We start from the raw sequence: 21919 nt of genomic DNA, 5'->3' as shown, positions 1-21919 counted from the left end.
AATCTCATTGAAAATCATTCTCGTTGTAACTATAATGGTTTCAAGGAGTGATATTTTCACTCCGGTTTCAAATCTCACAGTATATTAAAGGAGGAACTAGCATTATGAAAAAAGTTATTTTAGCAGGGGCATTAGGAATTGCAGTACTATCAGGTATGAACTTACCAGGAGCAGAGGCACCTAAAGCGAGTGCGGCAACTACAAATTTAGATATTCAAGAAGTTACAAAATATTACTCTATGAGTTCCTATGAAGTTTCTCAAAAAGAATCATTTAATCTTAATAAAGGGGAAGAGCTTACAGTCTTTGTACAAAATTCAGGGTTCCCAATTTCTTATACAGTCTTTGATGCAGATAATCAAGTAATTGGCACATACAATGCTAATTCACCATACGGTCGCGTCTTCAAAGCACAAAAAGATGGTAATATTTCCGTTCAATTTCAAGCAGGAGTAAATTCTTCTTACATGAAGAAAATGAATTTCACAGCTAAATTTGCAGTATCTAAACTAAACCAACAATAAAAAATTGAACAGCCCTCTTTAAAAGCAAATTAAAAAGGTATATCCCTTGAATGGGATATACCTTTAACTTTAGTGAATTTTATATTGACCAGATAACTGCTCTTGCGCCATACGAACTAAACGTTTTGTAATTTCTCCACCTACTGAACCATTTGCTCTTGCTGTTGAATCCGGTCCAAGTGTAACACCAAACTCCTGAGCAATTTCATATTTCATTTGTTCAATTGCACTTGCTGCAGCTGCTATTAAAATTTCGTTTGAATTATTATTTTCGCGAATTTGCATTTTTTAAACACCTCCGTTGAATTTGGTAATATCATGCTCTATTACCAACAAAATATGCAAAAAAATTATTTAGCCATTATATACCTAAGCTTTCATCCCTCTTTAGAAAATAGTAATCACTTGAAAGGCATGTAAGACATGCCTTTCTTTTTTATGTATAATTTATAGCTTAACTTCAAAAGATAGTTCTTTATGCTTATATTCACCCCACAATATTTTCGAACTTTTCCATAGTATTACTAATTTCAATTTGATTATTAATCACTTCTCTTTGTAATTTTTCAGTCACATTCCTAACAATGGTTACACCATTTGTGATACTCTCTACATTTAAATTTATTTTTTTTATTGCACCATCAACATTACTTGCCAATCTTCTTACCTCTTCTGCTACTACTGCAAATCCACGTCCATGTTCTCCTACTCTTGCCGCTTCAATTGCTGCATTTAAAGATAAAATATTAGTTTGGGAAGAAATTTCCTTAATCATTTGAGCAATTTCACTTACTAAGTTAATCTGTTCTTTTAAAGATTGTAGAGCTTTCATATTTTCCTTAGAATTAATGTCGACTTTACTTCCTAAATCTATAGATAAATTCTTTAAATGTGAAACAACTTCTCTTGTTTGATTTTCACGATTTGTAATATCCGTTGCAATTTTTAGTACAGCATCTACTACCCCTTGTTCATTTTTAATTGGAATATAGGTAGCCTCAAACCAAGTTAAATCGCCTTTTTTACCAACTCTTTGAATTTTCTTTTGAAACTTAATTCCCTTTTTTAAATTCTCCCATAACTGATTATATTCTCTACTATTTATAAAACTATGGGGACAAAATTGTTTATGTACCATGTTCTTCATTTCACTGATTGTATAACCTAAAGCTTGTGCAAAATGATCATTTACCCAAATTACCTCTGTATCTAAATTAAATTCTATCATTGCTAAATTGGATTCCAGTCCAACCAAAATCATTGTTTGATCTAGTACCTGATTGCTTACACTTGATGAAAGATTCATAATAACCTCCATTTATCGTTTACACATATTATAACATTTAATAAATATAATTAATACAATAAAAGGACCTACTTGTATTAACAAGACATAGGTCCTTTTATGATTTAAATGTTAAAAACATAAAAATATTATAAACGAATTTTAATTTACTTTACGCCCACTTGATTCCAAGCATTTTCTACTGCTTTATAGGTTGCACTACCATAGCCATCATAATCAGCTGCGGATTGTAATAAAGCTGTACGAGCTTGTTTAAAATCACTTGTTGGTGTTAAATATGTTGTTAACGCGCGATAATAGATCTTTTCTGCTTTCTCTTTACCAATAGCATTGATTGTCAGATATGCAGCCTTATTCGGAATACCACTATTAATATGTACCCCACCGTTATCGCCTTCTTCAGTTGCAGGAAGGTATTGATAATCCCTCATATGAGAAGGTTGGCCATATTTTTCAGGATTTGATAAACTGCGAAGTGCATCTCCAGAAATACCAGGCGTATATACAGCTTCTCCTAAATCCCAATTTGTTGGATCAACAAAATATCCAAATACATCAGAGAAAGATTCATTTAATGCACCTGATTGATTTACATAACGAAGATCAGCTGAATACTGTGTCACAGCGTGAGTTAATTCATGCGCAACAACATCAAGGGAACCTGAAAGTGGAGAGAATATGCGCCCATCACCATCTCCATAAACCATTTGCTGCCCATTCCAAAATGCATTATTTACATTTACTCCATAATTTACACCAGAGCGAATTGTTTTTCCTTTTCCATCAAAACTGTTACGATTGTGAATATTTTTATAGTAGTCATAGACTTTTCCAGCATTATAATGAGCATCGACCGCAGGTCCTTGATCTTTATTTATCCAAGCATTATCATTATCCAGTAGACGATAGTTAACTGGATAATCTGCATCACTATGATTTACCGTAAATGTTTCAATATAGCCTCCATTCATAGGCTTTGTTGTGTCTTTTAAATAGTATTTTTTCTGTACACTATCAAATGTTGTATTCAGTTCTTTTCGATCCCCTAATACTCCATATCCATATCCTTTTTGAGCGCTATCTGCGTCTGTAACTGCATTATATGAATCTATGATTGATCCATCTTCTGCATTCACATAAATTTGCCAGTTAGCTCCATAAGGTTTAATAAATTGCAGTTGCACTTTAAACGTTAGATAATACTTTCCGTCTTTTTCATATACAACTAAGTCCGCTTTTTCATTTGTAGAATCTAAGTTTTCTTTTACCTGGTCTAATGTGTTTCCATCTACTTTTACTAATGTATCATTTTTTGTAAGTTTAATATGTTTCCAAGCATTTGAAAGCGCTGTTTCTTTTGTAATCTTTGCTTCTGTATCACCTTTTAAACTTTCTGCAGCAGCCGGATGAACATCTCCATTTACTGTTTTTACCTTGCCCTCTTTATCTGTATGAACAATGAATTGTGCACCATCAACAGGCACCTTATTTACAGACCTTGTATAAACATAATGTTTCATACCTAAATCATCCGATTTCACTTCTTTCAGTGTCAGATCCGTTTGTGGATTTACCTTAAATAGTTCTTTATTTTCTTCAAGAAACTCTTTCACTGCTTTTTGAGTTTCTACCTTTTTATCAGATAATTCACCTGAAAGAAATGATGGACTTCCTTGTTCCTCATTCCAATTCTTTTGTTGCACTTCCATTTTATCCATTACTTCTTTTTGGGATGCTTGTTCTTCTGCAAATGCAGTTGAAAAAGGCGCACCTAACATTGTTCCTGCAGCAAGTAATGTAATAACAGTTTTTTTCATACATCTTCCCCCTTCAATATAAGTCAAATAAAAAGTATAATTACAAACTTAAATATACAATTACTTTTAAAATATTTATATAAATATGAATAATTGCATATTTATATAAATAAAGTGGTGTCTATTTCTAAAACAAACTCAGAATATTGGAACTAATGAACGGAAGGTAGATTTCTAAAAAATGAGTTAAAGGTATGTTTTTGAAGACTTCATCTATAAAAAACGCCTGCGATTTCTCTAGGGGTATTTTTATGATTTATTATTGATTGATTCCTTTTCTATCTACTATTTTCTTATAACAGCCATATTTGACTACCTGTCTCACATTTTATGCTCCTATTTGCTAGCTAGGGAGCATTCGAGAACCAAATTTTAATTGTGTCATATTTTTTACATATTAGAATTTCAAGAGGAATTATGTGGATATTAGAATAAATTAAAATAGTATAGAAATAAAATGAAAGGGGCGTTACATCATGGGTTATAAAAAAGTAGTGTGTACTTGAAATTTTAAAAAGTTAAGTAACTTAATTTTTCGTTTTAATAGTTTTTTCAACATATCATATGAGGATGTGAGAAGATGAAGCTTGCACAAAGAATTTTAATTATAGTTGTATTTATTTTATCTCTGTGGAATTTTACTAATGTCAATGATGTGTTTGCCGAAGAAGTTGAATTTTCAGGTGTAACTGCTCCTATCGGGGTAAATGTGCGCGATAATAAAGATTCGACTGGAAATATAATAGATGTTCTTCAAGGAAATCAAACCGTTTACTTCAATGGTTGGGAATATGGAGAGGGTTTAAAAGATTATTGGACTGGAAGTATAGATAATCGCTGGTTTTATTTTTTTAAAAACGGGAAAAAAGCATATGTTGCTTCGGCATTTATAAATGGAAATCCACCTAATTCTACAACAACTATTAAACTAAATGTTCCTAACATTAAACAACAGCAGTCTAATTGGTGTTGGGCAGGTACTTCAGTATCTGTTTTAAACTATTTTGGGCAACCAACTACACAACAGCAATTTGTAGGATATGTAAAGGGAGGCTTATACAATTATCCAGCTACTTCTAGAGAAATACAAAATGGCCTTATTTATTTTGGTTTAACTTCAACAATTAATAGAGGAACTCTTTCTTATGATGAGTTTAGAAGCCAAATTAATAGCAATAAACCAATGATTACACTAATTAATTGGAAAAACGGAGGGAATATTGGTCATTTTCTTGTGTTAGATGGTTATTTTAAAGGTATGAATAATATGAACTATATTACCTATATGGATCCTTGGTATGGAGATCATTATCAACATAACTTTGAATCATTTAAAAATAACGATAGATTTTGGTGGAATGAAACAGTTCAAGGTATTAGTAGAGGATATTAAATGAAAATAAGGAGGAAAATAAGTTTATGAAAAAAATAACGAGAACTATAATTTTAGGCGTATTTTTAAGTATTGCATTAATAAGTATGAATAAAATTGCTCAAGCAACAGATAATTCTAAAGAGTCACCTGAAAAGATAGCACTAAAAGATTATCAAAATAGTAAAAGTGCTCTATTAAAAGACGGCAAGCAACTTTATCAAAATCATAATTTTACGTCTAATTCAACTTTAGAAATATCCACATTTTTTTTCCATGTTTATGAAATACAACAACAAAACATTATAAATAATGACTCCAAAAAGCTATCTGAATATTTATTGCCCACAGATGAAAAATTATGGTTTATTTTAAATAGAAACAATCCAGAGGGATTAATTTTTACAAATGAACAAGAGCCTATACGTATGGGGGGAGAAAAACGTAGTAAAGATTTATATGAAATCTATAGGTCTATACAAACAAATGTAAAACAAATTAAAAAAATTATATATATTGAATTTGAAGGACAAGGGTTATTTATTGTTTCTCACGAAAATGGAGAAGAAGTATATGCCAGTGAGGGGGCTTCTGCTATTTTAGGAGTTCCATCAGCCAAAAAAATTAATTCTGATGAAATCATTTTAAAAATGAAGGAAAGAATTCTCTTATCTCAACAATAAGATTGATGAAGGGACAACAGGGTCTCATTTAGGAAGAAATTTCTTTATTAAAATACTGTTAGTAAAGTAGTTAAAACAGTAGCTGACATAAAAAAAACGAAACCCTTAAAGAAGACTGCAAAAAACTAATTTTACAAAGTATTCTATAGGTTTTCATCAAGTTAAATTTCCTCCTTCATTTCTTTTATGAACATGCTAAAATATTTTTGAAAGCATATCATTATTTATACCCTTCACCAATACGATCACTCATCATACTTCCCCCTTTCTATTGCTTTGTAGCAATGGAAAGGGCTTTTTTTGTGAAGCAGCTTTTACTTTCTTATATGGCATATTGAAGCGATTTTAACTTTTTTCCTTTGTAAAGAACTATTCATACAGATACACCAATTTTATTTTATTGCTTCTCTTGTCTTATAATTTTTCTCCACTCTGAGATGAAAAATTTAATAAATTATTGAAGATTGATAGTTTAAAGCAAATGATTATCAAAAAGAACTGAAGTCAAAATGAACTTCAGTTCTTTTTATTAAATCTTATATTTTTATTTAACTCGACCGTATCCTGCAATATATTTACTCCAATAAGAACTATTTAAACTAGCTTCACCAACTCCAGAATTACTAGCATTATAAAACTTGTTGTTGCCAATATACATACCAACGTGAGTGATACCTGACTTGCCTGAAACTGTTCCTTTAAAGAAAACTAAATCTCCTGGTTGGAGAGCACTTCTAGCGATACGTGTAGTTTTATTATATTGATCTTGTGCTGTACGTGGCAATTTAATCCCTTGTGTCCCATATCCCCATTGCATTAACCCCGAACAATCAAATCCAGTTTTAGGACTATTCCCACCATATTTATATGGTGTGCCTTCATATTTTTTCATGGCTGCATAAATTTTATTAAATTGATTCGTAGTTATTGATTTTGTGGTTGAAGCAGATATTGATTGAATTGTATTTTCATTTTTAGAAATGCTATCAAGTTCATCTGCAGCAGCAAAACTACTACCAGATCCTAGTATAACTCCTATTGTTATTGCACCAACTAAAATTTTCTTCATAAATTTCTCCCCCTATAATCTATTGTAAGATTTTATTCTTATCACCTAATAGATTAATTGTTATATAAAGAGGAGAAAATATAATAAATTAGACAGTATTCTACATATTTTTTACGTTTTGTATTTTTATTAATATTTAATTTTAATGTCTTTGTTTTTTCAATACATTATGAGATTAGATTAATGATTTATGCAATAAAAGTACAAAAAATACATAATGCGAATATTCTAATATCAATTGAGAAATAAAGAGAATTATTTTATATAAAACTTACCTTAACTATAAACTTATTTTGTAAAGCTGATAATCTTATTCTTTTCATTTTATAGCGAAAAAAACCATTAATACCAAAGAAAATTATATGATATCGCTGGTTCTTATGAGTTTAACATTTTGTATGTTTTGTAAAACTCATTTTTCAATTTACAAATATTAAATACGTTCTAAAAGGTGTACCTTTTAATAGCGTACCAGAAATGTTACTTGGAAAATGAATCCGATTATCTTAAAAATCTAAAGCACGTATAACCCCGTTCTGATTTTTAAAACGGGGCTATACTAAATTCATTTAATTTTTGATGTGAACTCTTCATTATACTTAAATATAAAACAATATAGTCGTTTCTGTAGTGTTATTGTATAATCGTACCTGGTTGTTAAAGAAGTTACAATTACTATTGTTTATCTCCCAATGATGCTTTTTTTTAATAAAATTTTTTTATAATTTAATTGATTATTATTTCTTCAGCATATTGTAATTCGGTATTATTCAATTCATAATCTTTAAGCTCTTGCTCAGTAGAAAAATGAATAGATGATTGATAAGTTTTTCTTCCTTCTACTGGTTCAACCACCAAAATACTTTTACTAACATCAGCTTTATTTATTTCCGAAGATTTTATATCAGTCACTTTAAAATCAAAGTAACAGATAATGCTATACAAGTCTAAATTAACCCCAAATACTTTAACATTATCATGTTGATGAAATGACATAGATAAACCACTCTGCCCTAATAACTTCTCAACATCATTAGTACCTGTCAAAGTTAATTCACTGATATTTATATATTCTTTATAGGGTTTTTCTTCAATTAAAGTCCGGTACAACTTTTCAATCAATACTATATCTTCTATTTCAAGTTTTGACTTAGGGATAAAAGTAACCCTCAATCTCCTTTGTAACTCCAAAACTTTTTCCCAAAACTTTATCGTCTCCAAAACAGAGGTTTTCTCTGTTTCTTTAATCGCATATTCATTAAGTTCAGACCCATTAAGTTTAATATCACCTGAAACGAATGCATAATATAATTTTAGTGCTTCAACTGTTTCCTCAACTGTTTTTGTATTTTCAAGATTTAGACTAAAATTGAATTTTAGATGTTTCTCTCTCTCATCTAAAACATAAGAAATACTGAAAGTTTCATTATCAATATTTTTAAATAGTACTTTGTGCATATCAGCAAAAGGTTGTCTTTTGAAAGTAATATCTTTCTTTACTCCTTTTCCTTCAAAAGACAGCTTAAATGGCTCTGGAAAAGGTTGCGGATAAATAGTTATGTCATATTTCCCTATTTCATTTTCTTTGAAAGGATCTTTAATTACTTCATCTATTTTAAACTTATTACCATTTATAGTTATATACTCATTAGCGTCTTTACTAATTGTATATTTACGCTGAGTTCTATATAGAAACTCCAAAACTTCTTTAACATTTGAAGGTTTGAACTCTGCAAATACATCATTGTTTAAATCGAAACTAAGTCCACCAAATTCCATAGATGAACTATTTGATGTTAGTGCAACTACACCTTTCCTATCTTCTATTTCAACATAAACTAAGTCATTAGGAAGTTTCTCGTTTAATGAACCCAATACTTCTTTCGGTATTTTTGTATCCTTTTGATTATTGTTTAATAAAGCTTTGTTAAAATTAGCAAACATTTTTACCAGTCCTCTCTTAATTCATCAAAAACAATTATTTTAGAGAATAATATGTATTGCTCGTAAGTTTCACCAATATTGTTTTGGACGACAAACTCTATAAGTTCACTTCTCTCGCTCTCTTTGCTAACAATAATATGTTTAATGTGCTCAAATTCAAAATTCAACCATAAATCAGGACATTGGGCAATAGCTTGTGAATAAGTAAAATAACTTTTTGGGTTCATCTGCTCTTGACTAATAATTAAAGGTAATTCTGTTTCTACCTGCTCAATATTAGGTATATATCTCCATTCTTTTTCATCATGAAAATTCCTTATAGCTATTTCTCGGTGATTATTTGTTGGCATTTCTCCATCAAGAGGCTTCATATACAATAAATCATGTAACAAATAATTATTATAATCATTGTTTTCATCACTTTTTTCTGGTGAATCATTAATGGCTTTACTAAGAATAATACTAAAATCTTTACGTAAATTTGAGTGTTTATTAATATAATGGATTGGCTGAATTCCCTGTCTTATACCCCACTCTTTACTCAAACCAATCCCATACGAACCGTAATTCACCATATGTGGTACAAGTTTGTTTAAATGAATATCGCAAAAACAGCTCATAGGAAATGCAATTTTTTCCAATTCTTCAATTTCCAAGTAACCTATTTTTTCTTCGTAATATCGAGGTAAAATAGCCTTTTTCAATAAAATATCTTTAAGAAATTCTATTCTATTCATAAACTTAAACAAAACATTTGCACTTTGTAATGGCCTAATATAAGAAGTCTCCTCCTTGGTTTCAGGTTTTTGTTCAAGTTCAATATGTATACTTGTTTCACTCATTCGACTTCATCTCATTTCTATAAAATATTTCATCTTTAATATTAAACCCACTTATTATCATTTTACATAGCAAACAAGAAATAAATACTTTATTATTGTTTCTGCTATATTTAAAGGGCTTTTTTCTAATACAATAAGAAAAACAAAAAGAACTTGTAGAAATCACTACAAGTTCTTTTTGCTTTAAAACGAATACACGGAACACATAAATTATCTCATTATTCATAACGGGGAAACCATATTGATTCCATTATATAACAAATATTAACGTCTAGAGTTTTAATGTTTGAAAATTATGTGAATCAATAAATAAAGATCTGCCCTTCCTCTAAAAATCTCATTTATTGATTTTATATAAACCGTTTTAAATCAACTTTGATACCATAATAAATACGTAAAAATGTATACATGGGTAAGTAAAGAAGAATGTTGCAGTCTTGCAGAAAGATATTTATCTATATTTAAGAATAATATTTATATTTGTAATGTACATATAGTTAAACGTAACTATTAATCATGAGGATATCAAACCGTCTCTACTTCCGTCATCACCTTTTCTTTTTAAAGTATTCCAAATATGAATTAATGTATAATTTCTATATAACAAAGAAAAAAGCACCTACTTTCATAGATACTTTATCGTATATGAGTAATGGGGGCTTTGGCTATTTTAAAAATTCAATTAAGGGTTGCATTTACACCACCATCAAATCAAGAAATTGATTCCTCCTCAAAACAAAAATGAATTAAATTCTCGTATATATTAATTTTATAAATTACATATTGAAAAATTGTATAAAATTAAGGTCTGTTTAAGATATAATTGGAATGAATTTACTACTAGTCTTTTTCTAATCAATGTATAAGGGGGAACTTTGAATGGAACGTTTCAGATTAAAACGTATAAAGGGTTTTATTGATAGTGAGGAAATAGAACTAAAACCTTTAACATTTATAATAGGACAAAATAGCTCTGGAAAAAGTAGTATTATGCGGTTTCCATTAGTACTAAAACAAACATTTCTAGATGACTCTATGGCACCTTTGTTATTATATGGAAAAACAATAGATTATGGAAACTTTGAAGATGTGGTATTTGAGCATGACCGAAATGAATCCATAGAGTTTGAATTAATTATTGATCGTAAAGAACTTAATCGTTTTTCTCCATATGTACGCAACAGGTTTTTAAGGTTTTTTTCTGGTTTAGAAAAATTTAAACTTAATGTTTGTATTTTACAGGACGAATACGGAGTATTAAAAATCAAAAAATTTATCCTTTCCGATATAGATATAAACCATGGTGAAGTATTCTCTTTAAATTTAATAGGAGATTCAGAGTCTTATGAAGTGAAAGGAATAATTCAAACTAGCTTTAAAATCAAAGCAGAAAAGTTTGTATTTGATAAATTCATTCCAGATTTCAAAATATTACCTTTAGATGTTAAAGATGATGACGATGAACAAGTTATGGCTTTCCGCTATTTGTTTATGGAATTAATACGATATCTAAACTTTTATGCAAGTAATATTTTTTATATTGGTCCATTTAGAAAAACCCCTGAACGTTCTTATAGATATAGAGAAAATGCTGTTAACTATGTTGGACATGACGGAGAGTTTGCTCCTGCCATCCTTGGACAGGATATAAGGAAAGGAAAGCAATTAATTAATCAGGTATCAAATTGGCTGAGTAAAAATTTAAACCATAGAATAGATGTCGAAGATTTAATAGGAAGTGAATATGGCGGCAGAACTGATTTATTTCGGCTGATGGTAACGGATGAAATAACTGGTCAAAAAAACAATTTAATCGATGTTGGACACGGCCTATCTCAATTAATTCCTATTGTTGTACAAACTTTTTTACACCAGTCTAAAACATCCTATGATGCCAAGCGTAGTTTAGCAAAATTACATATAATAGAACAACCAGAATTACATTTACATCCCTCTGCTCAAGCTTGCCTAATTGACCTATTTATTGAAGGAACTAGGGAAAATTATGGTTTTAAAAACAAATTTTTAGTTGAGACACACAGTGAACATATGATTATAAGATTGAGAAGATATATAGTAGAAGGAAAAATTAATCCTGAAGAAGTTGCAATTTATTATACAGAAAAATTAAAAAGCAAAAATCATAATATAATAAGAAAATTGAAAATCGATGAATTTGGAAATATATCTAACTGGCCAGAGGGATTTTTTGAAGAAGATTACAATGAAGTCTTAAAACTTAGGAGTTCTTTACATGAGAAACAGGGAGGCAGCAAAATACCATGGTGATAAACCTTCCAAATGAATTAATGTCAAAAATAGGTGATGAAAGAGTAAAACAAATTATAAAGTTCCTTTTTTGTTACTTTGAATCAGGAAAGCATGAATGGTTTATTGATGATAAAGACGATTTAACACTTTTCGAAACAACTGCTTTAGAAAGCTATAGAGACTATATAACAAAACAGGTAGTACAAAATACTCTTTATAAATCAAAACAACATGAAGATAAGACAATAGTTCAGGTATATTCAAGTGTAGAAGAATTAAATACTCTTATTGAAAGCCAAATTGGTACAATTTCAGGAGTACAAGTGTTTAAATATTTAAATGGTCATAGGTATACTGTTATTTTAAATGGGATTAGATATGAGTTAATAACTATAGATACTGTATGGGATTTTCTAGGACAACCATTAAAAATAGTTTTAGAAAATGTAGAATCCGATAGACTTTTTATAGAGAAATGTTTAGAACTTTTAGGAGAAAGCAGATCGAATAAATTATGGATTGAGTTTGTACATGGTGGGGGAAGTGATTTATCAAAAGTTGCCCAAAGTATAAATGGAAAACATAGGACCATTTGTATAATAGATAGTGATATTATTTCTCCTCCTAGTACATATAACACCCCATCAAAAGAAAGATACATTAATAAAATTAAACGTATTTGTGAAAGTCATGGTTATATATTACATATCCTAAATAAGCGAGAAATGGAAAATTACTTACCTGATAAAGCTTTAGAGGAATATCTTGAGCAAGAAAATCGTATTTTAGAACATGTTTATTTTTCCTTTCCTGATCAATGTAAAGATTATTTTGACATGAAAAAGGGGTTAACGCTTCGAAATTGTAAATTACCAATTTGGTGTGATCTCAATATACAAGGAACTGAAGAGGTAGCAGCAACCGTTTCAGGTAAAAGTAGTATTGTAGATGGATTTGGCGAGCAGGTTTGGAAAGCTTTTCACTACGTAAAAAGCCCAGCAGAATTACTATCTAGAGATGATAAGAATGAATTAAAAGAACTAACCAAAAAAATTATTCAATTTGCCTAAATTTACTCTTTATATATCAATCACTATATAAATTTCTGATATATAGTTATGTAAACTGATTATTCATACTAAATCTGAACACCAAAAAGAACTTGTATAAATTGCTACAAGTTCTTTTTCAGTAGTAGTAAAAATTATTTTGGTATTCCTCTCGTCCCCTATTCCATTATATAAAGAAAATACCATTGAAATATTTCCAAAACGAAACCTATTAAAATATTAACTTGAAAAATTAGTTAAAAATTTATTTTTAGTCATAAAATATATAATTGATTTGATATCTAATAATCCTGCCAAATAAACCAACTACTTACAAAACCTTTTTCAAACAATTGAATCTTAATTTATCTAAAACTAATGAACTTTTATAATAGATCAATTTGCTCATCTCTTTTATAAAGGATACTTTTGTTCTTTCATTCTAATTAAATTATAAATTAAATCCCACGAAATTTTATTACACCCCTACGTTTGTAAAGGTATACCTTTACAAACGATGGGTCCATATTCATGAAACATTGAAATATCAAATTTATAAAGGTGATATAAATAATTTTATAAACGTTTATTTTTGTTGAGCACCTTTATAAAGTAACCCTTTTATTTGTTTTTCTACCTGTATGTTTAAAATTCAATGAGAGCAAATTTATAAAATGTTTCTGCAACATTCTCCTCAAGATGATAAGAAATATATTTCTTCAATACCTTCATTGACATGGGCTTTTCATCTTTGAAAGCAATCGTCTAATCCATTAAGAAACTTCAATTCCAGGATGAAATTGCAATCAAACAGCTATATTTCATCCCATGTTTACCAAATAAACCGTTGGTGATTCACGTAATTTACATAAGAAAACAAAAAAGACTATTCCCCTCAAATAAATACAATAATTGCAAAGATACTACAATCAATTTATTACAATATCCATTATCCTTATAGTTGGATTTTGTTTTATAACCATATTTTATAGGTGTTAAATTAAAAGTTCTTTAAGGTTTAAGACCTCTCTTTATTTATAGAAAAGGAATCAGTAAATACCTTGAAGTAATTATTAAAATTCGCTCTTACTTTACAATACCAACGCTTTTTCATCCTCTACTTGATAAAGGGCAAGCACAATTTCACTTATAAAAATGTTAACATTCTATAATATATTTTTATAAAGTTATTAATCATTATATATAGTTTTATATTTTTTATTTAAACAGCAATAGAAATACACGTTAGGGAGAAAAATTTAAATGTCTATTTACAAAGAAAACGCTACCCTTTTAAAGGCAATATCACATTCAATAAGAATCAAAATAATAATAGAACTTACTAAAAGAGGTCCATGCAATGTAAATCAAATAGCAGACTTTTTAGAAAGGCCACAGTCTACCACATCTCAACATCTAGCCGTAATGAAATCACAAAAAATACTAGCTAGCAATAGAAAGGGATACGAAACTTATTATAGTGTGCAAGATAAAAGAATAAATACCCTTATAGAGGTGCTATTAGGACAAAAAATCAAATGATTATAATAATCAACAAAATAGTAATTATCATATTTAAGTGCGGAGGAGAAATTTGTGGGAAATACAATAAAAGTAGGTACAATTATTCAAATCTTCTCTAATGAAAAATTAACTGGAAGAACCTATCACTAACATTGCCAAACAAACCAATCTTCTCGCATTAAACGCTGCTATTGAAGCTGCGCGTGCTGGAGAAAATGGAAAAGGGTTTGCAGTAGTTGCAGCCGAAGTAAGGAATTTAGCAGAGAAGTCGAAAGAATCCGCAAATGAAATTAATCATTTAATACAATTGATTCAAACAGATACAAAAGATACGGTGAATGTCATGCAAAAAGGTCAACAAAAGGCTACAGAAGGAAAAGAAGCTGCTTATCAAGCAGATCAAGCATTCTCATCTATTATGGTGGCTATTAATAAAATCACTAGCCAAATTCAAGAGGTATCTGCAGCAACAGAAGAAATGTCTGCTGGTACAGAAGAAGTTAATGCTTCTATATCAAGTGTTTCTGAAACTGCAACACAAATAGCTAAAGAAACCACTCAAACTGTACAGTCAATCCAATCACAAGCGGCATCAATTGAGGAAGTATCAAATCAATCTAACAACATAAAAGAAAAAGTAGAAGCATTATCAGAATTAGTTTCAAAATTTATTATTGAAACGCAAAAAAATGGAAAATAAAATAGGATAAACATAAAAAAACTACAGGTTCTTAATCAATTACAGACCTGTAGTTTTTTATTATGATTTATCTATTTTCAACCTTGGCCCTTCTTTTTTGTAAAACGAAGTGAAAGTAGGAGTAGTTCAAATCTTTTCAAACATTAACTATACTTCCTGGTGGCGGTCACTAAAAAATAATACCTACAAGTATTTGTAGTTGTTACTTTTAATTATTTAGGCTTGTAAAATATTTCGTATTTCTTCTATACGTAAATTTGTAAACTTTGCAATATCTTCTATTGGCATTCCGTTTTTATGCATACCACGAATAAGTTGCATTTTCCCTTTTTCAATCCCTTTTTGTTCTGCATAAGCAAACTTTGCGGCTTCATCCATCAACGCTTTCTCCCTTGCTTCATACGCTTGTCGGAAAGAAGAATCTTGACTCATACGTTCCCATTTATTCATCGCTTTTTGTAAAATAGGGTCTTGGTTCATCGCAATATCCTCCAATGTTTGAGTTAATTGTTCATCCTCATTCGCTGGAAGTAATAACAACCAACGAACAAAAGAATCTTCCCAGGGATTAACTTGTTCATTCCGCCACTGTTGCATGAGTTTTGGAATCTCCACAATATGAACTTCAATATCATCACTTAACTTCTTTTGTTGTTGCCGATTCCATAAGATTCCTGTTGTATGAAATGCTTCATATTCTGGAAACATTACAAAGTTTAATAAATTAATCGTAATGGTTTTGTGAAGAGAACTATATGGCATTCCCTTTTGTAGTTGGGATGTATATAGCCTTCCCCAGTAATACAAACTTCTCTTAATCATGTCATGATTGTTATTCAGCTGTATTTCTACATTTACCTTTGTTCCTGTATCTAATGTAGCGGAAATATCTAAAATCGATAATTTATCCTCTTCATGTTCTCGGTGCAAGTGTGGATCTTCTAGTTGTAACGAAACAATGGGTGATTCTAAAGATTCTTGTAACATCGCATTTAAAAAAGCAATGAGAATATCTTCATTTCCACTTGTGCCAAATAATTGTTTAAAAGCAAAATCAATGCGTAAATTCACTAATTGTTTGTTGGACATGGGTTTTCCTCTCCCCATCTCATATGATGTTTTTCTTTCATTGTACATAAAAGAGTGATACATATGCAAATAAGCTCTTATATCTGTGGACATAAGAGCTTATTTGCTACCATACATAATTAACAGATTAGTTGGCTTTCATAGAAATTGAAAGATTGCCTACGTAAGGAAAACTCACGTTTAGTATACAAAATACGAACAAAAATGCCAATACATAAATGTATTCAAGACAGTATATGACATTTGAAAAGTTGCTTCTAGATTTCTTTAAGAGTGTTTTTCATGAAACTTTACTTTTTACTTGTTTACGGGCTATCTTATGATAACGCCCATGCTTTACTACCTGTCTAGCATCAATTAACTCCTCTTCCATCATATCTGAAACCTCTACAACAATGGTATTCGTTAAAACTCTTACCACATATCCAGTTAATTGCAAGGAAGGATTCTTACGATAAGAAAATTGAACGCAATCACCAATTTTTACTTTTGCTGTATGTTTCATATAATAACCTCCTAAATTATCATTAATCATTCAGTAGATTTTTATGTTTTGTTTCTTCATACTGCTTAGCAAGTTTGTAAAACGAAGAACGTTTGATACCATATTTCTTCATGACTCCTACTGCTGTAATACCACCAGACTTCCATTCTTTATAGGCTTCAATAAATTCGGCTGTAATTTCTACTGGAGGACGTCCTAACCGTTTACCTTGCCTTTTAGCTAGAGCAATACCCTCCGCTTGTCGCTGTTTAATATCATGCCGTTCTTTTTCTGCAAAAGCAGATAAAATGGTAAGCGTTGCTTTCTGAATAGCACTTTGAATAACATCATTTGTACTCTTACCTGTGTAATTTACATTAATGAATGGTTCTTTTATAAATTGTAAATTAATCTCATGCTTTTCATAGTATCTGAATTCCTCGAGGACATCATTCATGCTTCTTCCTAGTCTAGTTAAAGAATCAAATACAATGGTATCACCTGTACGAGCAAGACGTTTTAACATTTGATAATTTTCGCGTTGCATATTTCTACTAGATTGTTTATCGATAAAAATATCTCGATCTTCTATTCCTAAATCTTTCATATTTCGAATTTGTCGTTCCTCATTTTGATCTTTACTGGAAACTCGTACATATCCAAATGTTTTGTGTTTCATTTCATACACCTCATAAATAATTATAACAAAAACATCTGTAAATGTTTATGTAATATACAGACATCCGTAAAATTCAAAACCAAACTTTATAGACACACAAAATACTTTCCATATCTTCGAATACATAATAATAAAAACCCGTTGATCTCATGTAGACATACTGAGATCAATGGGTTTTATCAGTTAAACTTTTTCTAATATTCTAAACAACCATTTGTAATTCCGTGCATACTTTATTGATAACAATACCGTTACAGGTATGTTAAAATCCATTTGACACATTGCTTTTGGGAATACAATTGCTATTATAATCGCAATTTATTTTCGACAATAAATAGGTTAATGTGTTTTCTTTTTCCTATCTACTATGAGGGTAGAATAGCATACTAAAAATAGCTTCTTTTTTGTAAAAGTTCTAAGATTCTAGTGCAGTAATTAATTGCTGACGTTCTTTATCTCTAAAAATTTTAATTTCATGTTTAAATTCATAATTTCCTTCTTCAAATCTAACCCATTCCTTACTTGTCCAATATATAACGTCTACATTTGCATCTAAAATTACCGAACATATGTCTACTAATTCTTCTTCATAAAATGGCGCTTCTTTTGCTAGTTCAAAAGCTAGTACTTTTGGATCCTTACTTTTAATTTGAAGTTCCCTTGAAGTTTGCCCTAAATACTGCCGTGGGGAGTGTAGGGATTGCACATGAACATTTTGAATTTCTTTAAACTGTGATGGAGAATGTATTGTAGCAGCAAATGTAGGTTTGCTCACTCCTATTGTTGTGCCTAAAGCAATAGAACCAATAATAAGTTTTTTAATCATTTTTCCAGCCCCTTTAATTATTTTGGATATGCTTCATTTTTATACTACGTTCATGTTCGTGTAAATGAAGATGATTTGACATGATTCATCATTTTTTTCAAAAACTGTATATTAATTAATCGCTATAAATTTACCAAAAACAAAAAAGTTTCCGTGAGGAAACTTTTTTGTTTTTGGTATACATTATATGTATAAAAATTAGTTTTAAAAATATTTACTTATTTGTTGATAAAATTGTATGTGGATATTGTTCCTACTATTAACTACACACATCTCATGCAAAGCCTCGCTACAACATAAACAAATTCATCTTATGACTGCGTTTCTTCTTACGAAAGTTTCTTCTTACGAAATTAAGTAATTGTTTCAATAGCTGGTTCGGGAATCATAGAATTACTTTCTTTCTCAGTCCTATTATTCTGTTCTTTTGCCTAAAATTCCAATATCCCCATTACTTCTTTCGTAAATAGTTTAAAATCAGTTAAATGTTTTTCAATAATTTGACGAACAATATCTAAATTTACACTTTGATAATCATGAACAGCAATATTACGAAATCCAACCATTGCTTTTAACTTATTTGCTAGATCAACGCTAAGTAATCCTGCTGTAACCAATAAATCAAAAGCCTCTCGACTAGATTGGGGTAGTCCTAATTTTTTCCCTGCAACAATATGCATTGCTAAATCAATACTCGCTTCACAAGCTCTTTGTATGTTCAATATTATTGAATCTTGTTTTGTAAAGTCCTCTAAATTTTCAGGGTTATTTCCATATACATCTTGGATTCTTTTTATACAACGCTCTATTGTAGAAATTTTATTTAAAATAACCTCATTCTTCATATATAGAACCTCTTTTCTTTATATCATCAAATACTATCTGTCTTTCTTCGTTCAATTTTGAATACATTTTTAAGGTTTTCATTTCAAAAATGACCTTACGTTTTTCATCTGAACAAAATATTGTCTTTCCTGTATGTATAATCTGAGCTTGAAAAACTGTAGAAGCTTCGGATAAATCAACTAAATCAACATCTCTATGAACAATGTTAGCTAACTCCTGTGCTAATAAAAAACGTTCATAGTTCCCTAAAGTTGTGTCACTTAAATAAGCTATATCAATATCACTATCTTCTCGTTCCCTGTTCTCAGCCGTTGATCCAAACACAATTATCCAATAGGGATTCACCGTCTCTTGTAATTTTTCTATAATAGCTGTTATCATACTTTGAAAAATCATCTCATTAATCCCCCTTAGTATACTTGAATTTTATTATATCATAACCAATGATAAGTCCTTTAAACTACCACAAATACTTAAATAAAATTAAGCCTTTTTAGTACTTAACTCCTCACAAAATTAGAAGTTTATTTCTGACCTAAATTATTATAGTTCAGGGGTAGGTATGTTGTAGTTTTGTATCTATTCAATACGCAAGGAATTTTCCGCACATCCCTTCAAGATATCATGGACACTGCTTCTCTGCCTAAAGGCGCTATTTATCGCCGATTTAAAAGCAAAGAAGAAATTGCATTGGCTGCACTTGATAAAGGTGGAGAAATCATATGGAAACATTTTTATGTGGCTATAGAAAATAAAGAAAATGTTATAGATAAAATCATCGCTATCTTCCTTGTATACCAAGATACGGTCAACAATCCCCCAATAGCTAATAGCTGGTGGGTATCCTTTACTTAATGTTGCAATTGAAAGTACAGATGTTTTCCCTGAATTACATGCTGCAGGTGCAAAAGGATATGATAATACAGTAGTACTAATGGAATCTCTTATTAAAGAAGGAGTCGAAAAATAAGAAATGAAAGATGATATAGATGTTATGTCACTTGCTTCTTTCATAGAAGGGGCTATTATGGCTAGTCAAGTAACAAAAATAATATACACCACCATTATTTTATAGAACAAGTAAGACATCTTCTTAATTCATATGCCAATTAACTCTTCCTAAACTACTTGTATATTTTAAAACAAAAAGACTCTTATGCTACTACGCATAAGAGCCTTTCTCACTATTATTATAAATAACTAGTTATATAAGAATCCTTTATACTAAGAAGTTCTTTCTACCATTATTCTGGGAAAATAAAGGTAGAGTCCCCTTCACTATTAGTGGAATCTTCTTTTGGGAATGTAATAGTAGATCCTTCATTTCCCTTATTCCCTTTATTTATCTCTGGTTCATCAGGAAATACAATGGAGGAATCATTACCTAAGTTTGGTGAAAAACCAAGTTTAGATAAAATGGCTTTTAAGTCAGGTAAAACACCAATTTTATCAGAGATTGGATCGTTAGATTTCGTCCCAGTACTAGGGTCACTTAAAATATCCCTAAGCTGGCTTGGTGTATATACTTTTCCCTGATTATTTTTTGCAATTCCTTGAATTGATGCAGCAGCACCAGCAATAATAGGTGATGCGCTAGATGTTCCACTAAAGCTAGAAGTATATAGATTTGTTGTAAATTCACTTGGTTTAGCATCTGTTGTATCTACTGCATTCCCCCATCCATACACATCCACTCTACTACCATAATTAGAGAAATATGAACGCTTATGAGGAACTCTTGCAGAAGCTGCTCCAACCATAATTGCCCCTGAATCTTTAAAATCAGGACTATTACGATTTAAAACTTGTTTACCGTTACGGTCTCTGAATTGATCTAAATCGTTTCCGCCGTTTGCACCTGCTTCAATAATAATAATTCCTTTATTTGCTCCCAGACGAATTGCATCAAATATATCCGGTTTTACTTCTACAGGAAGATAGTTCTTATCTCCATATCCATCGTAAGTTGCTTGTGCCTCTAGTAAAAGAATATCTCCAGCTTGCATATTGTTAACCGCACTTAAAATAGCATCAGCTGTATTATAATTTCCGTTATCCCTAATTTGAGATACAACCTTTACCTTAGCTTTGGGTGCGATTCCAATTCCGCCTATGTTATTATCCTCTGCCGAAACAATTCCTAAGACTGAAGTACCATGATCATGGTGCTCGCTTTTATTTTGTCCAGATATCAATTCAATCTTTTGATTCACTAAATCCTCATGACTAAATAACCACCCATACTCCATATCTACGAATGTAGTCCCTTTTCCATCCCCACCTTTTATGCTCCAGGCATAAGGTGCATTAATTCCTAATGGTGCTGGTTCAAGATAACCTTGTCTTGTAAGTCTAGGCTCATCATATGGGTTAACAGATAAATTTGGTAAACGCTCTTCTGGTGACGCCTCTTCTTCCTGTAAATACGCCGTTTCAACAAGAGATGATTTCTCAATTTTTGTAAGTAACGCTTGTACATCAATACCATCTTGAGTTTCTACAATATAGTAGTTTAGCAAATTAGAAGAAATATGATCAGAATCTTTTATTTCTTTACCTAGATTTTTAATTTCTTTAGGATTTAAAGAATTAAAAAGTCGATTTATAGTTACATTTGGATATTCAGCTAAAATTCCAATGAATTCAGGATCTTGTTTTTCTTCTTTAATGAATTTTTCTATTCCATCCTGATATGGTAAATTCGCTTCATTTTTAAATTTTAAAATTAATTGTTTAGTAGCTTGCTTATGTACAGTAGAATTCAATTGCTTATTTGAATAATTGTAAGTAGCTGCGTAGGCAACTTCTGATTTTTCACTTGGAAGTATACCACCTACTCCATTAAATGCTGTTAATGCAATTGAAGAAACTAGAATTCCCTTAAAAATTTTCAA

19 protein-coding genes and 3 pseudogenes are annotated in these 21919 nt (G+C 30.3%); 8 read left to right on the top strand and 14 right to left on the bottom strand.

The features are described from left to right. Window positions 1–104: 104 nt before the first annotated feature. Complete coding sequence (locus tag NLJ82_RS27210; protein WP_000755782.1) at window positions 105–524, top strand: hypothetical protein; 420 nt, start codon at window positions 105–107, stop codon at window positions 522–524. A gap of 69 nt (window positions 525–593) precedes the next feature. Here NLJ82_RS27210 and NLJ82_RS27205 read toward each other — a convergent pair whose 3' ends face one another. The 4 genes and pseudogenes from NLJ82_RS27205 to NLJ82_RS27195 form a co-directional block, all read right to left on the bottom strand. Further along, window positions 594–809 carry an alpha/beta-type small acid-soluble spore protein gene (locus NLJ82_RS27205; RefSeq protein WP_001167047.1) on the bottom strand — a complete coding sequence of 72 codons (216 nt, stop codon included), beginning with the start codon at window positions 807–809 and terminating at the stop codon, window positions 594–596. Window positions 810–1011: 202 nt separating this feature from the next. Next, window positions 1012–1506 (bottom strand): methyl-accepting chemotaxis protein, encoded by a 495-nt coding sequence (locus NLJ82_RS28970; protein WP_370530099.1) that lies wholly within the window; start codon window positions 1504–1506, stop codon window positions 1012–1014. Beyond that, window positions 1486–1752: pseudogene (locus tag NLJ82_RS28965) on the bottom strand (PAS domain-containing protein); the annotation flags it as partial. The pseudogene NLJ82_RS28965 and the gene NLJ82_RS28970, both read right to left, overlap by 21 nt. Before the next feature lie 224 nt (window positions 1753–1976). Next, window positions 1977–3647, bottom strand: coding sequence for a M4 family metallopeptidase (locus NLJ82_RS27195; protein WP_000754399.1), 1671 nt, complete (start codon window positions 3645–3647; stop codon window positions 1977–1979). A 580-nt stretch (window positions 3648–4227) separates the two neighbouring features. Between NLJ82_RS27195 and NLJ82_RS27190 the strand changes: the two genes are divergently transcribed. Both NLJ82_RS27190 and NLJ82_RS27185 read left to right on the top strand, forming a co-directional pair. Further along, window positions 4228–5040, top strand: a complete 813-nt coding sequence (locus NLJ82_RS27190) for a C39 family peptidase (RefSeq protein ID WP_046648613.1) — start codon at window positions 4228–4230, stop codon at window positions 5038–5040. A 26-nt stretch (window positions 5041–5066) separates the two neighbouring features. After that, the gene (locus NLJ82_RS27185; protein ID WP_000724525.1) at window positions 5067–5702 is read left to right on the top strand and encodes a hypothetical protein; all 636 of its coding nucleotides are present in this window, start codon (window positions 5067–5069) and stop codon (window positions 5700–5702) included. 544 nt (window positions 5703–6246) lie between these two features. On the opposite strand, the gene NLJ82_RS27180 is transcribed toward NLJ82_RS27185, so the two are convergent. The 3 genes from NLJ82_RS27180 to NLJ82_RS27170 form a co-directional block, all read right to left on the bottom strand. Beyond that, window positions 6247–6771 carry a C40 family peptidase gene (locus NLJ82_RS27180; RefSeq protein ID WP_046648611.1) on the bottom strand — a complete coding sequence of 175 codons (525 nt, stop codon included), beginning with the start codon at window positions 6769–6771 and terminating at the stop codon, window positions 6247–6249. 726 nt (window positions 6772–7497) lie between these two features. Then, the gene (locus NLJ82_RS27175; RefSeq protein ID WP_046648609.1) at window positions 7498–8715 is read right to left on the bottom strand and encodes an abortive infection system toxin AbiGii family protein; all 1218 of its coding nucleotides are present in this window, start codon (window positions 8713–8715) and stop codon (window positions 7498–7500) included. 2 nt (window positions 8716–8717) lie between these two features. Then, window positions 8718–9557: an abortive infection system antitoxin AbiGi family protein gene (locus NLJ82_RS27170; protein ID WP_046648607.1), complete on the bottom strand. Its 840-nt coding sequence runs from the start codon at window positions 9555–9557 to the stop codon at window positions 8718–8720. Window positions 9558–10436: 879 nt separating this feature from the next. Here NLJ82_RS27170 and NLJ82_RS27165 point away from each other — a divergent pair. The 4 genes and pseudogenes from NLJ82_RS27165 to NLJ82_RS27145 form a co-directional block, all read left to right on the top strand. Continuing rightward, the gene (locus NLJ82_RS27165) at window positions 10437–11846 is read left to right on the top strand and encodes a DUF3696 domain-containing protein (protein WP_046648605.1); all 1410 of its coding nucleotides are present in this window, start codon (window positions 10437–10439) and stop codon (window positions 11844–11846) included. Then, on the top strand, window positions 11840–12898 hold the full coding sequence (locus tag NLJ82_RS27160; protein ID WP_046648603.1) for a hypothetical protein: 1059 nt from the start codon (window positions 11840–11842) through the stop codon (window positions 12896–12898). The genes NLJ82_RS27165 and NLJ82_RS27160 overlap by 7 nt, the downstream gene beginning before the upstream one ends. 1242 nt (window positions 12899–14140) lie before the next feature. Then, complete coding sequence (locus NLJ82_RS27150) at window positions 14141–14419, top strand: ArsR/SmtB family transcription factor (protein ID WP_046648601.1); 279 nt, start codon at window positions 14141–14143, stop codon at window positions 14417–14419. Window positions 14420–14543: 124 nt separating this feature from the next. Beyond that, window positions 14544–15101, top strand: a pseudogene (locus NLJ82_RS27145) (methyl-accepting chemotaxis protein); the annotation flags it as partial. Between the two features lie 216 nt (window positions 15102–15317). Here the strand turns inward: NLJ82_RS27145 and NLJ82_RS27140 are convergent. The 6 genes from NLJ82_RS27140 to mntA form a co-directional block, all read right to left on the bottom strand. Further along, complete coding sequence (locus NLJ82_RS27140; RefSeq protein WP_046648599.1) at window positions 15318–16190, bottom strand: Rpn family recombination-promoting nuclease/putative transposase; 873 nt, start codon at window positions 16188–16190, stop codon at window positions 15318–15320. A 280-nt stretch (window positions 16191–16470) separates the two neighbouring features. Beyond that, window positions 16471–16695, bottom strand: coding sequence for a DUF2187 family protein (locus NLJ82_RS27135; RefSeq protein ID WP_000683046.1), 225 nt, complete (start codon window positions 16693–16695; stop codon window positions 16471–16473). A 22-nt stretch (window positions 16696–16717) separates the two neighbouring features. Further along, a complete protein-coding gene (locus NLJ82_RS27130) occupies window positions 16718–17353 on the bottom strand; it encodes a recombinase family protein (RefSeq protein ID WP_000681164.1) in 636 nt (211 codons plus the stop codon). A gap of 415 nt (window positions 17354–17768) precedes the next feature. Further along, window positions 17769–18179 carry a hypothetical protein gene (locus tag NLJ82_RS27125; RefSeq protein ID WP_046648596.1) on the bottom strand — a complete coding sequence of 137 codons (411 nt, stop codon included), beginning with the start codon at window positions 18177–18179 and terminating at the stop codon, window positions 17769–17771. Window positions 18180–18610: 431 nt separating this feature from the next. Further along, window positions 18611–19024 carry a type VII toxin-antitoxin system HepT family RNase toxin gene (hepT, locus tag NLJ82_RS27120; RefSeq protein WP_046647635.1) on the bottom strand — a complete coding sequence of 138 codons (414 nt, stop codon included), beginning with the start codon at window positions 19022–19024 and terminating at the stop codon, window positions 18611–18613. Then, window positions 19014–19421: a type VII toxin-antitoxin system MntA family adenylyltransferase antitoxin gene (mntA, locus tag NLJ82_RS27115; RefSeq protein ID WP_000577223.1), complete on the bottom strand. Its 408-nt coding sequence runs from the start codon at window positions 19419–19421 to the stop codon at window positions 19014–19016. The genes hepT and mntA overlap by 11 nt, the downstream gene beginning before the upstream one ends. 177 nt (window positions 19422–19598) lie before the next feature. Between mntA and NLJ82_RS27110 the strand changes: the two are divergent. Beyond that, window positions 19599–20138 (top strand): annotated as a pseudogene (locus NLJ82_RS27110) (TetR/AcrR family transcriptional regulator). A gap of 131 nt (window positions 20139–20269) precedes the next feature. Here the strand turns inward: NLJ82_RS27110 and NLJ82_RS27105 are convergent. After that, the gene (locus tag NLJ82_RS27105; RefSeq protein ID WP_046647639.1) at window positions 20270–21919 is read right to left on the bottom strand and encodes a S8 family peptidase; all 1650 of its coding nucleotides are present in this window, start codon (window positions 21917–21919) and stop codon (window positions 20270–20272) included.

Origin of the sequence: Bacillus paranthracis (assembly GCF_024296885.1) — a bacterium.
Classification (GTDB): domain Bacteria; phylum Bacillota; class Bacilli; order Bacillales; family Bacillaceae_G; genus Bacillus_A; species Bacillus_A paranthracis.
The sequence above is the reverse complement of the archived record's forward strand: the minus strand, read 5'-3'. Positions and strand labels throughout refer to the sequence as shown.